We start from the raw sequence: 14,028 nt of genomic DNA on the forward strand, positions 1-14,028 counted from the left end.
GGTAAACCGGCAGGGATGCCGGTTTAGCCGCCCCGCGCCATGGATGGCGCGTGGCGGCGGCCCCCCAAATCACTGTCGGATTACGGGCACACCGAGCCTAGGCGAGGTGCCGAGTGTTGGGGCAAGAGCCTTTTGGTTACTTTTGGGCTCCTTTCAAAAGTGACCCGCCGTAAGGGCGGAACCAATCCCCGCCATCACCCAAATAACGGATATGCACCCAATCACCCCCCTCTCAAACAGCCGCAGTCGAAGGCTCCAACTGCCGCTGCGCCAACCAGATCTCCTCCTGCAACCACTGCCCAAACACCTGCAACTGCGGCATATCCGTCTGCTCCGGCCGCGTCACCAGCCAATACGACTGGTGCCCCTCCACATGCACATTCAACACCTGGGTCAACTGCCCGGACGCCAGCTCCGCCGCCACCATATGCCAGTCAGCAATGGTAATCCCCAACCCGTCCGTAGCCGCCCGAATAGCCAGATCCAACAGATCGAACTCATACCCACCCTGGGTATCCACCCCATGGATCCGCGCCGCATCCAACCAATGTTTCCACGTGAGATACCGCTGATCCTCACTGGCCAACACATGCAGCAACGTCATGCGATTAAGGTCCACCCCATCACTGCATTCACGGGCATACAGCGACGGCGCGCACACTGCAATGTGCCGCTCCTGAACCAACAACGAACTGTCCAACCCATCCCACTCGCCGTTACCAAAGCGAATCGCACAATCGAGGGTGCTGGTCTGCGCCAGGCTGTCCTGCAAACAGGTGGTGATGCTCAGCTCCAGCTCGGGATGGGCTTCGCGCAGGCGCCCCAGACGCGGCATCAACCAACGACTGGTGAAGGTCGGCGGTGCGTTGATGTGCAGGCGGTTGGAGTGGGTTTTCTGCTGGATACTGCGCACCGTCAGTTCGATCTTGTCGAACGATTGGTGCAGCGCGCGCAGCAAAACGCGACCCGCGCTGGTCAGTTCAAGGTGATGGTGACGCCGCTCCAGCAGGTGCTCGCCCAATTGCTCTTCCAACTGCCGGACCTGGCGACTGACCGCGCTCTGGGTCACGTTCAACAGCTGCGCCGCCCGAGTAAAACTGCCGGTACTGCCGGCCACTTCGAAAGCTTTGAGGGCATTGAGACCGGGCATTTTGCGTTTCATGGCGAGCACTCGAATACGACTGGCAAGGTGCCAAGCATCCCACGAGCCGTAGGAGATTTCCTAGCCAACATGATTTTTTGTATCAACCAAGGCGTCTATCTCGACGTCTCGCCCTGATCACGCCAACTAACATGCATTTAACGAACGTTTAACGGCTGAATTTATCGTTTGTCGATCTTTGCGTGGATGACAAAACTGCGGGCATCTCTAATAAAAACAACATGAGAGCAGCCCCATGTCCGACTCCAACGTTCTAGCGACCCTGGACGGTAACGCGCCGCACCCCGCTGTCGACGCACTGTGCAATCAAGTGCAGCGCGGCGAGATTAACCGCCGCCAATTCCTGCGCACCGCCGCCCTGCTCGGCATCACTGCAGCCAGTGCCTCCACCTTCATCGGTTCAGCCTTGCTGGGCAACGACGCCCGGGCTGCCGACGGCACGCCCGCCCGCCAAGGCGGCAGCCTGCGGTTTGCCTGCGCCATCCAGGAAATCCAGGACCCGATGCTGATCACCTGGATCGAAGCCTCGAACCTGTTGCGCAACTCCCTGGAATACCTGACCTGGGTCGACGCCGATAACATTACCCACCCCTACCTGGCCGAGAGCTGGAGCCCTTCCGAGGACCTCACCACCTGGACCTTCAACCTGCGCCAGAACGTGAAGTGGAGCAACGGTGACAGCTTTAACGTCGACGACGTGCAGCACAATATCCAGCGCTGGATCGCCGCCGACTCCAAGTCGGTCAACCGCACCGCGTTCCAGGACATCAAGGCCTTCGAAAAAGTCAGCGACTACCAGTTCCGCCTGCAGCTCAAGCGGCCGATCCTGGCGATCCCGGAGATGCTCAACGCCTTCACCTGCGCCCTGGTGCATCGCAGCTTCAAGGCCGGCGATGACTGGGCGAAAAACCCGCTGGCCACCGGGCCGTTCAAGCTGGTGTCGTTTGCCGTGAACAAGCAGGCGACCTTCGCCAAGCGCGCCGACTATTGGGGCAAACCGGCCAACCTCGACGAACTGCGCTACATCGACATGGGCACCGACGTGTCCACTCACCTGGCCGCCTTGCAAGCCGGCCAGGTCGACGTGCTGTATCGCGTCACCGTGGCCGAGCTGGACCTGGCCAAGCGCCTGCCGGGCGCGCAATTGCTCAGCTGCAAATCCGCGCAGACCGTGGTGATGCGTATGGCCTGCGACCAGAAGCCCTTCACCGATGTGCGCGTGCGCAAGGCCGTAGTGCTCTGCGCCGATAATGCGCAGATGCTCAAGGTCGCCTATCGCGGCATGGGCACGCTGGGCGAAGACCATCATGTGGCCCCTTCCCACCCCGAGTATTTCCCGCTGCCCAAACGTGAACGTGACGTGGCCGCCGCGAAGAAACTGCTGGCCGAAGCAGGCTTTGCCAATGGCCTGGACATCGACCTGATCGTCGGCAATACCCAAGGCCGTTATGAACAGGACTGCGCGCAGATCCTGCAACAAAACTGCCGGGAAGCCGGGATCCGCATCAATCTCAAAGTGGTTCCGGCGGCGCAGTACTGGCCGATCTGGGACAAGGCCGCGTTCAGCCTGACCTACTGGGCGCATCGCCCGCTCGGCGTAATGTCCCTGGAACTGGCCTACCGTGGCGGTGGCGCCTGGAACGAAAGCCACTACAGCGACCCGGCCTTCGACGCGGCTCTGGACAAAGCCATGGGCATCATCGACCCGAAAGAGCGCGCCGTGGCCATGCAGAGCGTCGAGCAGATCCTGCAGGAAGCCTGCGTGATCGTGCAGCCGTTCTGGGGCGACAAGTTCACCGCCGTGAGTAAAAAGGTGCAGGGCTTCCAAGTGCACCCTTCCGACTTCTACCCCATGGGCAATGTCTGGCTGAGTGCCTGAATCACTGGCGCAACACACCTCCCATTCCCCGTCGGAGCATGCACCTGATGGCTCATTTTCTATTGCTCAAACTGCTGATGCTGTTAGCGACGCTGCTGTCGGTGTCGCTGATTGTGTTCCTGGCCCTGGAGTTGAACATCGAGGACGTGGCGATCAACGTCCTCGGCCCCTACTCCGCCGCCGACCAGCGCGCGGCGTGGCTGCTGGAACACGGCTACAACCAACCCTTCGTGTGGCGCTACCTGGTGTGGCTCAAGGACTTCGTGACCGGCGACTGGGGCACCTCGGTGTACTTTCGCGAACCGGTGTTGAAACTGCTGCTGCCCAACCTGTGGCAAACCCTGACCCTGGCCGGGTTGGCCTTGCTGGTGATGGTGCCGGTGGCGTTGACCCTGGGCATCCTGGCGGGGATTCGCCAGGGCTCTTTGATCGACCGGCTGGTGTCATTCCTGTCGATTGTCACTACCTCGATCCCGGACTTCGCCAGTGCGGTGTTCGTCTCGGCAATCTTCGTGTTCTGGCTCAACTGGCTGCCCGGTGTGAGCAGCATGAGCGATGGCTTCAGCGCCGTGGAACTGGTGCTGCCGCTGATGGTGCTGTGCCTGTTCGGCATCGGCTACCTGGCGCGTATCACCCGCGCATCGATGGTGGAAGTCATGCAAGCGCCGTATATCCGCACTGCACGGCTCAAAGGTGCGTCCACTACGCGCATTGTGCTGCGCCACGCGTTGCGCAACGTGCTGATCGCGCCGGTCACGGTGATCATGCTGTACATCCCGTGGCTGCTATCGAACGTCATCGTGGTGGAGGTGTTTTTCGCCTACAAGGGCTTCGGCTCGCTGCTGTACACCGCGTCGCTCAACCATGACGTCTACCTGATCGAAGCCTGCGCGATGATCAGCGGCGTGGTGGTGGGCATCAGCAAGATCTTCTCGGACCTGGCCTACACCTGGCTCAACCCGCGCATCACCCTGCACAGTCTCGGCGGAGGCCGCCAATGAACCTGCTCAAATCCTTCAAGCATCCCTTGGCCCTGCTCGGCCTGCTGCTGGTTGGCGGCTGGGTGTTGATCGCCCTGTGCGCGCCGTGGCTGGCGCCCCATGATCCGCTGGAAAACTTCACGCCGTTGCTCACGCCGATGACCGCCAGCGACGACGGCGCACGCTTTTTGCTCGGCACCGACATGATCGGCCGTGACATCCTTTCGCGCCTGATCTGGGGCACGCGCACCGTGCTGTTCTGGTCGATCCTCGCCACGCTGACCGCGTTTGCCGTGGGCATCGCCATGGGCCTGTGCGCCGGTTACTTCAACGGCTGGGTGGATGCGGCGCTGTCCTACGTGGCCGACACCGTGCTGTCGTTCCCGGTGTTGGTGCTGTACATCGTGATCATCATCGCCCTCGGCGCGTCGGCGCTGAATATCCTGATTGCGGTGACCTTCACCAGCGCCCCGGCGATCTTTCGCATCATGCGTGCGCTGACCATCGACATTCGCTCGCGCGACTACGTGCTCAGCGCCATCACCCAGGGCGAAGGCTCGCTGCGCATCATGCTGGTAGAAATCCTGCCCAACTGCGGCGGCCCGCTGATCGTCGATTTCTGCCTGCGCATCGGCTATACCGCGATCATGATCGGTGCCCTGGGCTTCCTCGGCCTCGGCCTGCCACCGCCCACCCCGGACTGGGGCGGCATGATCAACGACGGCCGCGCCATGGCCATTTCCTTCCCGCACTTGGTGATCTTTCCCTGCATCGCCATCTCCACGTTGATGCTTGGCCTGAGCCTGCTCGCCGATGGGCTGGATGAACACGCGCAGCAAGGCGCAAGGAGTTGAGCATGAACAGCCAGCAAACCGTATTGCGGGTCGACAACCTCAGCGTCGAACTGCCCAAGGGTGCCGACCGTAGCCACGCCGTGCACGGCATCAGCCTGCAGGTGCGCAAGGGCGAAATCCTCTGCGTGATCGGTGAGTCGGGCTCGGGCAAGTCCGTGCTGTCGGCGGCGATCATGGGCGATTACGCCAAAGGCCTGCGACATGCCGGCGGCGTGATCGATTTTCTCGGCGATGACATCTGTACCCTCGATGAAGCCCGCTTGCGCGCCCTGCGTGGCAACCGTATCGCGATGATCTTCCAGGAACCCATGGCGGCGCTGAACCCGGCGATTCGCATCGGCAAGCAAGTCGAAGAAATCTTCGACATCCACGCCCCGCAGATGCCCGCCGCCGAGCGCCGTGAACGCATGCTCGCGCTGCTGGAGTCCACCCAACTGCCGGACCCGCCGCGCATCGCCAACAGCTTTCCCCATCAGCTTTCCGGCGGCCAATGCCAGCGCGTAGTGATCGCCATGGCCTTGGCGATGAACCCGGATTTGCTGATCGCCGACGAGCCCACTACCGCCCTCGATGTAACGACCCAAGCCCAGGTGCTGAAACTGGTGCGCGACCTGCGCGGGCGGGGGCAACACGGCATTCTGTTTATCACCCATGACTTTGGCGTGGTGGCGCAGATCGCCGACCGCATTGCGGTCATGGAAGGCGGCCGCCTGGTGGAAATCGGCGAGCGTGACCAGGTGCTGAACGCGCCGGCCCACGCCTACACGCGCAAGCTGATCGCAGCCGTGCCGGCGCTGCACCCGGAGCTGCATGCGCCGAGTGCCGACGGCGAAATGGCCCTGCGCATCGAGCACCTGACCAAGACCTACACCGTCGGCGGCAGCTCGGTGGCGGCGCTGCGCGATGTGTCGCTGAACCTGCCACGGGGCAAGACCCTGGCGATTGTCGGCGAGTCCGGCTCGGGCAAAAGCACCCTGGTCAAAGCCGCGATTCGTCTGGTGGACAGCGACAGCGGGCATGTGTGGGTGGGCGATACCGATTTCCTGGCCTTGAGCGGTTCGGCGCTGGCGGCCAATCGGCGGCGTATCCAGATGATTTTCCAGGACCCCTACGGCTCGCTGAACCCGCGCCATCGCGTCGGCGACATCATCGCTCGCGCCGCGCAATTGCGTGGGTTATCGGCCAAGGACGCCTGGGCTGAGGCCGGGGACTTGCTGGAACAGGTGGGCTTGAAGCGTGATGCGTTGCAGCGCAAGCCCCGGCAGTTCTCCGGTGGTCAGCGCCAGCGTATCGGCATCGCTCGCGCCCTGGCGATGCGACCGGAAGTGCTGATTGCCGATGAAAGCGTGTCGGCGCTGGATGTGTCGGTGCAAAAGCAGGTGCTGGAGTTACTGGCCGACCTGCAGAAGCAGCTGAACCTGAGCATCCTGTTCATCACCCATGACCTGCGGGTGGCCGCGCAGATCAGCGACCACATCGCCGTGATGCGCCAGGGTGAAGTGGTGGAGTACGGCACTGCCGAACAGGTGCTGTTGCGCCCGCAGAACAGTTACACCCAGGCGCTGCTGGCCGCTGCGCCGGGCGCGTCCGAACTGCCCGTCGCCGGACCGCCCTTGCGGCTGATCCGCCCCACGGCTCACTGAGCTGAACCCTTTTCCCTGCGTCGCAGCGTTCGCTGCGGCAACGGGCTGCTGTTGCCAAAAAAAACTAAAAACGAGAGTAAAACCATGCGACCAACGACGCGCTACTTCACCCTCATCCCCGTACTCGGCGCCCTCGCGGCACCGGCCATGGCCGTACAGGTCACCGACAACCTCGACCTCGGCGGCGCCATCCGCGCGCGCTGGGACTACGACCCGGACCGCGACATCCAGAAGTTCGGCCTGGACACCGTGTTTCTCAGCGCCAAGTACAACTCCGACAGTTGGACCGGTGAAGCGCAGTACCGTTTCTACGGGCGCTCGTACCCCTACCAGTACACCAAGAACTACGGCGATATCCAGTTCGCCAAGTTCGCCTGGGTCGGCTACAAGTTCAACCCCGAGCAACAGGTGCAGGTGGGCTTGAACACCGTGCCATTCGGCTTGCAGCCCTACTTTGGCAGCACCTTCTACGAAACCCTGGGCAACGTGATCGGCCTGGAAGACGTGCAGCAGGTTGGCGCCAAATACGTGCAACAGGCCGGCGACTGGAATATCCAGGCCGGTTACTACCTGCGCCCGGCGTGGCAAGGCAAGGGCACCAGCAAGGGCGTGACCTATTCCAGCGTGGTGTCCGGCGCCGACAGTTACGTGGCCGACGGCAGCGACAACCAGGAACGCAACACCGTGGTGCTGCGCGTGGCCAAGGCCTTGGACCTGGGCGACTGGAAATCCGAAGTCGGCCTGTCCGGCCTCACGTCCACCCTGGAAAACAAAGACACCGGCAATGATGGCCGACGCAATGCCGTGGCCATCCACTACTTGGGCAAGAACGGCCCGTGGGGCCTGCAATTGCAGGCGGCGCGCCAGCAGATGTCGCCGCGCAACGCCGGTACGGACGAAGTGGTGACCCTAGGCGGGTATGACGGCACCTTCAACGTGGCCAGTCGCGGCAACCTGTATGTGGCGGACCTGAGTTATGACGTGGGCGGCAAGTACCTGTGGGATCAGGTCAGCGGTGTGAAACTGTATGCCAACTACAGCGCCTTCGATAAGTCCGCTGATGAGTTCAAGACCTCGCAGCGGGTGATCCTCGGCACGTCGTTTTCGTTCAGCAAGTTGTGGATCGCGACGGAGTGGTTGATCGGCAAGAATGACCCGTACATTGGTGGCAGCAGCTACACCCAGAGCCTGGGGGCTGGGGGTAGCAACCAGTGGGAGAATCAGCTGTACATGAACATTGGGTATTATTTCTAATCAGGCAGCGTTTTCGAAACCGCTATCGCCGGCAAGCCGGCTCCCTGTAGGAGCCGGCTTGCCGGCGATAGCGTTAGCACAAACACAACAAAAACAATGTATGGAACCCAAACCATGCGCCACCTCCCCGCCCTCAACATGCTCCGCGTCTTCGAAGAGGTCGCCCGCCACCGCAGCTTCAGCCAGGCCGCCGTGGGCCTCAACGTCACCCAGGGCGCAGTCAGTCGCCAGATCAAGCAACTGGAGGACTACCTTGGCGTTGCCCTCTTTATTCGCACACCCCGAGGTCTGTCCCTGACGGAAGCCGGCTTTGCTCTTTCGCCGCACTTGAGCGACGCCTTCGACCATATCGAACGCGCCTTGCAAGCGGTGCGCGTGCCCAACCTGCGCCAGCGCCTGCGCATCGTCGCACCGCCGACCTGGGCCACCCGCTGGTTATCCGCGCATCTGCGGCGCTTCTGCGAGCGTTACCCGGACATCAACCTCAGCGTCACCCATCAGGCGACTCACGACAACCTCGCGGAAATCGACTGCCAGATCCGTTTCGGCCTGGAACCGGCAGCGCATTGCAGCAGTGAGCTACTGGTGATGGAGCGGCACATCGCGGTTGCCAGCCCGGAATTGTTCAGCGACGGCCAACCGCCAGACCTGCGACGATTTCCGCTGCTGCATATCCTGCACGACGGCAAACGCTTGAAGGTCTGGGAAAACTGGCTGGCGGCCATGGGCCGGGAAGACGTTGATGCCGACCAGGGCCTGGAATTCAGCACCCTGGACCAGGTTATCCATACCGCCCTGGCAGGCGGTGGTCTGGCGGTGATCGACCGGCAGATGATCGAACGCGAGCTGGCCAACGGTAGCCTGTTGCCGATCACCCCCGTGGAAGTGATCGGCCCCTATGGCTATTGGCTGGATGTGGCGACGGACAAACAGGGTTTATCCAAGGTGCGGTTGTTTACGCAGTGGCTGGGCCAGGTCAGCAACCCCTGATACCGGCGGTGCCTCGGCCTTGCACGCCTGGCTCAAGGTCAACGCCTTGGTTTCCGGGGCCCAGGCCCAGGAAATGAGCGCGCCAAACACCAGGATCGCCGCAAGAATGCCCATAGTCGGGCTCAAGCCGATCCCAGCCACGCTGACCGGCAACAGGAAGGTGCTGATAGCCGAGCCCAAGCGACTCACAGCCGTGGCCAGGCCAATGCCGCTGGCGCGCACTTCGGTGGGGAAGCTTTCCGCCGGGAACACGCCGACCAGGTTACTCACCGCCGACAGCACCAGCGTAAACACGCCGAAGGTCAGCACCATCAACCACGCCAGGCTGCCCGGCAACACCGCGAGCAAGAACAACGCTGCGGCCAGGATGATGAACGAGTTGATCAAGAAGCCCCGGCGCGAAAACTTCACCGTGCACCAGATGCCGATCAACGCACCGATAATCAGCAGTAGATTAAGCAGCAGCTCGGTGCCAAAGCCCTGGGACAAACCCATCTTTTGCAAGATCGACGGCAAAAAGGTGTAGATCGCAAAGTACGGCATCACGATGCACACAAAGAACAGGCAGTTGAACGCCGTGCGCTTGCGGTACTCACGGCTGAACAGCACGCCGTAGCCGGAGCGGGTTTGCGCGGACGGCTCTTCGTCCAGTACCACATGCTCGCCCAGGTGTTTCTTGACGATGGCACGGGCTTCGGCAATGCGCCCACGGTTGACCAGCCAGCGCGGCGACTCCGGCGTGCCGATACGCGCGATCAGGATCAAGCCAGCGGGGATTGCCGACGACGCCAGCATCCAGCGCCAGGCATCATCGCCCAGGCTGAGCATCGCAGTGCCGACAAAGGTCGCCGCCACATAACCGAAGGTCCAGATCACGCTGAACGAGCCGAGCAGCACGCCACGATGCTTCTTCGGCGAAAACTCCGCGAGCATGGCGTGTCCCACACTGAAATCTCCGCCCAGGCCAATGCCGATCAGGATGCGGCACAGCAACAAGCCCATGGCCGTCTCGGCATAGAACTGCATCACCGAGGCCACGGTGATCAGCACAAAGCTGACCAGGAAGATTTTCTGCCGACCGAGGGTGTCGGAGATCCAGCCGAAGAACAGGCTGCCCAGGAACAGGCCGATCAGGGCGGAAGCGCCGATCAAGCCTTGCCAGAACGCATCGAGTTGCATCTGTGGGCTGAGCAGGGTGAAGGCGATACCGATCAGGCCGAGGATGTAGCCGTCGGTGAAATGCGCGCCGAACGTCAGGCCGGCGATTTTCAGGTGAAAGCGGCCGATCGGCAGGTCGTCGATTTTTATGGATTGAGTGGTCATGGGTGTTCTCCATATTGTTGTTCTTGACGGAGTAACGTTGGAACACCCTTGTAGGAGCCGGCTTGCCGGCGATGGCGGTGGGTCAGCTTGCCAAATGTAAGTTGATAGACCGCTATCGCCGGCAAGCCAGCTCCTACAGGGGGCGCGGGTGGCTTACAGGCCGCCCATCAACAGGTATTTGATCTCCAGGTAATCCTCCAGCCCGTACTTGGAACCTTCACGGCCCAGGCCCGATTCCTTGATGCCGCCAAACGGCGCGACTTCGGTGGAGATGATCCCTTCGTTGATCCCCACCATGCCGGCTTCCAGGCCTTCGGCCATGCGCCACACGCGGCCGATGTCGCGGCTGTAGAAGTAGGCGGACAAGCCGAACGGCGTGTCATTGGCGCGTTGCAGCACTTCGGCTTCGTCCTTGAAACGAAAGCACGCCGCCACGGGCCCGAAGGTTTCTTCATGGGCGATCAGCATGTCGCCGTGGGCTTCGGTGAGGATGGTCGGTTCGAAAAAGGTGCCGCCCAGGGCATGGCGACGGCCACCGCACAACAGCGTGGCGCCCTTCTCCAAGGCATCGCCGACATGGGCTTCGACCTTGGCCAGCGCGGCGGCGTTGATCAGCGGGCCCTGCTCGGTGTCGCCGTCCAAGGCACTGCCGACGCGCATGACGCTGACGGCTTCGGCCAGTTTGCGGGTGAAGGCGTCGTACACGCCGTCCTGGATGAAGAAGCGGTTGACGCACACGCAGGTCTGCCCGGTGTTACGGAACTTGGAGGCCATGGCGCCTTTGACGGCGGCGTCCAGGTCGGCATCGTCGAACACAATGAACGGCGCGTTGCCGCCCAGTTCCAGGGAGACCTTTTTCAGGGTGTCCGCCGCCTGGCGCATCAGCAACTTGCCGGTGCGGGTGGAACCGGTGAACGACAGCTTGCGCACCACACTGGAGGCTTGCAGTGCACCACCAATCGCCACGGCATCGCCGGAGACAATGTTGAACACACCCGCCGGAATCCCCGCCTGCTCGGCCAGCACCGCCAGGGCAAACGCCGACAGCGGGGTTTCTTCCGAAGGCTTGAGGATCATCGTGCACCCCGCCGCCAGTGCCGGGCCGACCTTGCGCGTGACCATGGCCAGCGGGAAGTTCCACGGCGTGATCGCCGCGACCACACCGATGGCTTCCTTGACCACGATGATGCGCGCATCCGCTTTGTGGCTCGGGATCACGTCGCCATAAGCGCGCTTGGCTTCTTCACCAAACCACTCCAGAAAGCTCGCGGCGTAGACCACTTCGCCCATGGCTTCGGCCAGGGGTTTGCCCTGCTCCAGGCTGAGCAGGTGCGCCAGGTCTTTCTGATTGGTCAGCATCAGCTCGCTCCAGCGCTTTAGGCGCTGGCTGCGTTCCTTGGCGGTGAGCTTGCGCCAGGCCGGCAAGGCGCGGTTGGCGGCGTCGATGGCCAGGTTGGTTTCTTCGCCGGCGGCGCGCTGTACATCGGCGATCAGCGCGCCATTAGCCGGGTTGAGCACCGGGTAGGTCGGCCCACCGCTGGACCATTGGCCATCGATGTAGTTGCCCTTGCGGATCAGCGGGTTCATGCCACGGCCTCGATCAGATTGAAACGGTCCAGGCCCGGGCGGGCCTCACGCAGGATGCGCTTGCCGGCGGTGTAGTCGTTGATCACATCGCACGGGGTGTAGTTGCGTTCCAGCTCATGCAATTCCTCGGCATCCAATTGGGTGTCCAAGGCGGCCAGTGCGCTATCGAATTGTTCGGTGGTGTCGGCGCCCACCAACATCACGTCGACGCCGGGATGGTTGGCGACCCAGGCCTGGGCTATCTGCGCGTTGGACACGCCACGGGCGCGGGCCACGCGTTGTACCGAGTGGGCGATGTCGAACGACGCCTGGTCGCTGTACATCTGCAGGGTGAAGAAGTCGGTCTGGTTGCGGGTCGACTGCACTTCACCGGTGAGCAAGCCACGGGCCAGCGGGCTGAACACCGAGACGCCCAGGCCCTGGTCGCGGCAGAACGGAATCATCTCGCGCTCTTCTTCGCGGTAGGCGCAGTTCAGTTGCAGTTGCATATTGATCGGCTTGACCCAGCCATTGCGCTCGCAGGCCATGAGGATCTTGGCCAACTGGCCGGTGAGCATGGTCGACACGCCGATGTAGCGCGCCTTGCCGGAACGCACGATGTCGTTCAAGGCGCACAGGGTTTCTTCAACCGGGGTGTTCACGTCGAAGTAATGCAGCATGAATACGTCGACATAATCCATGCCGAGGCGGCTGAGGGAGGCGTCGATGCTGTCCATGATGTGCTTGCGCGAATGGCCGCTGGCGTTGATGCCGCTGCGGGTGCCGTAGCCGACCTTGGTGGTGACCACGATCTCGTCACGCCGTGCCACGCGCTTGAGGATGCGCCCCACCACTTCTTCGCCGATGCCAGCCGAGTAGAAGTCGGCCAGGTCGATAAAGTTGACGCCGTTGTCCAGGGCGTGGGCGACGATGGGCTCGCTTTGTTTCTCGTCGAAGATCCACGGTTTCCAATCCGGGGTGCCCATGTTCATGGTGCCCAGGCAAAGGCGCGAGACTTGCAGGCCGGAGTTGCCCAATCGAGTGTATTGCATGGGATTATCCTCAGGCCTTTGGCGTATAGAAAGGGTTGCTGATGTGGTTGACCACGTCGGCCAACTGCGCGGTAAACGGCGTGCCGGTCAGGGCGGCGCGGATCGCGGTGCGGCAGGCGTTGTAATTGTTCAGGTAGACGGCATCCAGGTCATCGCAGCCTGGGTTGACCCAGTTGGCGGTGACGATGGCCCACTCGTCTTCGGCTTCCGGCGGCAAGGTGCCGTCGAGCAGGGCTTCCAGCACCGCCTTGGCGATACCGGCCTGGGACGCGCCCCAGGTGGCGTTGCCGTGCAAATCGCTGCTGATTTCAGCCTTGTTGACGTACAGGGTCATGGGCTTGACCGGGATGTTCGGCTGGGCAATCACCATGAACGGGCAATGGCCCTGGCTTGGCGACGCGAGGCTATTGGCGAACGCCTGGCCCGCCGGGCCGTTGCGTGGGCCGATCAGGATGTTGATGTGGGCCGCGTTGACGCCCGGGCCTTCGAAACCTTCGCCGATGTAGAGATCCAGTGTTTTCATTGCGCAAACGCTCGTTGTTGTTATGGGGAGCTGGTTGGCGAATTTTTAGCACTGGGTAGGAAAGCGGCCGTAACCATTAAAAGTCATGGGGCTGTGAGTTTTGCTCATAGCCCTGCGACATCGACGGTCTTCTTGTGCGTTGACCATCGTTGTTACACACCATATAGTGTGCCCACAAACAAAACAGACCACTACATAGTGTGCAGTCTCGGTATTTATCGACCACACTATGCGCAGTATTTCAATGCCTTGAAGCCTGCAAAAACACTTATTTTTCGAATACCAGGAAGGAGCATTTCCATGCTGAGTTGGGATGAAGTCGACAACGAAGACACCGGTGCAGCGGTGATCAAGGGCGCCAACGCCGGCCACGCCAGCGAAGCCAACATGGACCGCCTCGACGGTGCCGGCGCCGCCGCCGCGCTGGAAGCCCGTAACGTGACCGCCAACGACTCCGCCGCGATCATCCGCGCCAAGGCCGCCCTCGACAAACTCGACGTCGCCGAAGGCCTCGCTGAGCTGGAAGGCTCCGCCGCCCGTGTCGCCGTTGACGAAAAACGCATGATCAACTGCCGCGCCGACCTCAACCAACTCGTGCCGTTCAAGTACGACTGGGCCTGGCAGAAGTACCTCGACGGCTGCGCCAACCACTGGATGCCGCAAGAGGTCAACATGACCGCCGACATCGCACTGTGGAAAAACCACGAAGGCCTGACCGACGACGAACGTCGTATCGTCATGCGCAACCTGGGCTTCTTCTCCACCGCCGACTCCCTGGTTGCCAACAACCTGGTGCTGGCCG

At 62.1% G+C, this 14,028-nt stretch carries 12 protein-coding genes; 7 read left to right on the forward strand and 5 right to left on the reverse strand.

Annotation, left to right across the window (positions count from 1 at the left end; genetic code table 11):
• Window positions 1–232: 232 nt before the first annotated feature.
• Window positions 233–1,162, reverse strand: coding sequence for a LysR substrate-binding domain-containing protein (locus tag HX868_RS30450; protein ID WP_095016000.1), 930 nt, complete (start codon window positions 1,160–1,162; stop codon window positions 233–235).
• Between the two features lie 235 nt (window positions 1,163–1,397).
• Between HX868_RS30450 and HX868_RS30455 the strand changes: the two genes are divergently transcribed.
• The 6 genes from HX868_RS30455 (at window position 1,398) to HX868_RS30480 (ending at window position 8,762) form a co-directional block, all read left to right on the forward strand.
• On the forward strand, window positions 1,398–3,041 hold the full coding sequence (locus HX868_RS30455) for an ABC transporter substrate-binding protein (protein WP_177005419.1): 1,644 nt from the start codon (window positions 1,398–1,400) through the stop codon (window positions 3,039–3,041).
• A 47-nt stretch (window positions 3,042–3,088) separates the two neighbouring features.
• Window positions 3,089–4,042 (forward strand): ABC transporter permease, encoded by a 954-nt coding sequence (locus HX868_RS30460; protein ID WP_177005420.1) that lies wholly within the window; start codon window positions 3,089–3,091, stop codon window positions 4,040–4,042.
• Window positions 4,039–4,875: an ABC transporter permease gene (locus HX868_RS30465; protein ID WP_177005421.1), complete on the forward strand. Its 837-nt coding sequence runs from the start codon at window positions 4,039–4,041 to the stop codon at window positions 4,873–4,875. Before HX868_RS30460 ends, HX868_RS30465 begins: the two co-directional genes overlap by 4 nt.
• A 2-nt stretch (window positions 4,876–4,877) precedes the next feature.
• Window positions 4,878–6,518 carry a dipeptide ABC transporter ATP-binding protein gene (locus tag HX868_RS30470; RefSeq protein WP_177005422.1) on the forward strand — a complete coding sequence of 547 codons (1,641 nt, stop codon included), beginning with the start codon at window positions 4,878–4,880 and terminating at the stop codon, window positions 6,516–6,518.
• Between the two features lie 84 nt (window positions 6,519–6,602).
• Window positions 6,603–7,772 carry a hypothetical protein gene (locus HX868_RS30475; RefSeq protein WP_177005423.1) on the forward strand — a complete coding sequence of 390 codons (1,170 nt, stop codon included), beginning with the start codon at window positions 6,603–6,605 and terminating at the stop codon, window positions 7,770–7,772.
• Window positions 7,773–7,886: 114 nt separating this feature from the next.
• On the forward strand, window positions 7,887–8,762 hold the full coding sequence (locus HX868_RS30480) for a LysR substrate-binding domain-containing protein (protein WP_177005424.1): 876 nt from the start codon (window positions 7,887–7,889) through the stop codon (window positions 8,760–8,762).
• On the opposite strand, the gene HX868_RS30485 is transcribed toward HX868_RS30480, so the two are convergent.
• The 4 genes from HX868_RS30485 to fae form a co-directional block, all read right to left on the reverse strand.
• The gene (locus HX868_RS30485; RefSeq protein ID WP_177005425.1) at window positions 8,709–10,085 is read right to left on the reverse strand and encodes an MFS transporter; all 1,377 of its coding nucleotides are present in this window, start codon (window positions 10,083–10,085) and stop codon (window positions 8,709–8,711) included. The genes HX868_RS30480 and HX868_RS30485 overlap by 54 nt on opposite strands.
• Window positions 10,086–10,238: 153 nt before the next feature.
• Window positions 10,239–11,672 (reverse strand): NAD-dependent succinate-semialdehyde dehydrogenase, encoded by a 1,434-nt coding sequence (locus HX868_RS30490; protein WP_177005426.1) that lies wholly within the window; start codon window positions 11,670–11,672, stop codon window positions 10,239–10,241.
• Complete coding sequence (locus HX868_RS30495; protein WP_177005427.1) at window positions 11,669–12,703, reverse strand: aldo/keto reductase; 1,035 nt, start codon at window positions 12,701–12,703, stop codon at window positions 11,669–11,671. Before HX868_RS30495 ends, HX868_RS30490 begins: the two co-directional genes overlap by 4 nt.
• A 10-nt stretch (window positions 12,704–12,713) precedes the next feature.
• Complete coding sequence (gene fae / locus HX868_RS30500) at window positions 12,714–13,226, reverse strand: formaldehyde-activating enzyme (protein ID WP_033899609.1); 513 nt, start codon at window positions 13,224–13,226, stop codon at window positions 12,714–12,716.
• A 300-nt stretch (window positions 13,227–13,526) separates the two neighbouring features.
• Between fae and HX868_RS30505 the strand changes: the two genes are divergently transcribed.
• Window positions 13,527–14,028 (forward strand): ribonucleotide-diphosphate reductase subunit beta (locus HX868_RS30505; protein WP_177005428.1); only part of this gene is annotated, 502 nt, incomplete at its 3' end.

The sequence above is a fragment of the Pseudomonas reactans genome (genome assembly GCF_013385825.1).
In the GTDB taxonomy this organism is placed as follows: domain Bacteria; phylum Pseudomonadota; class Gammaproteobacteria; order Pseudomonadales; family Pseudomonadaceae; genus Aquipseudomonas; species Aquipseudomonas reactans.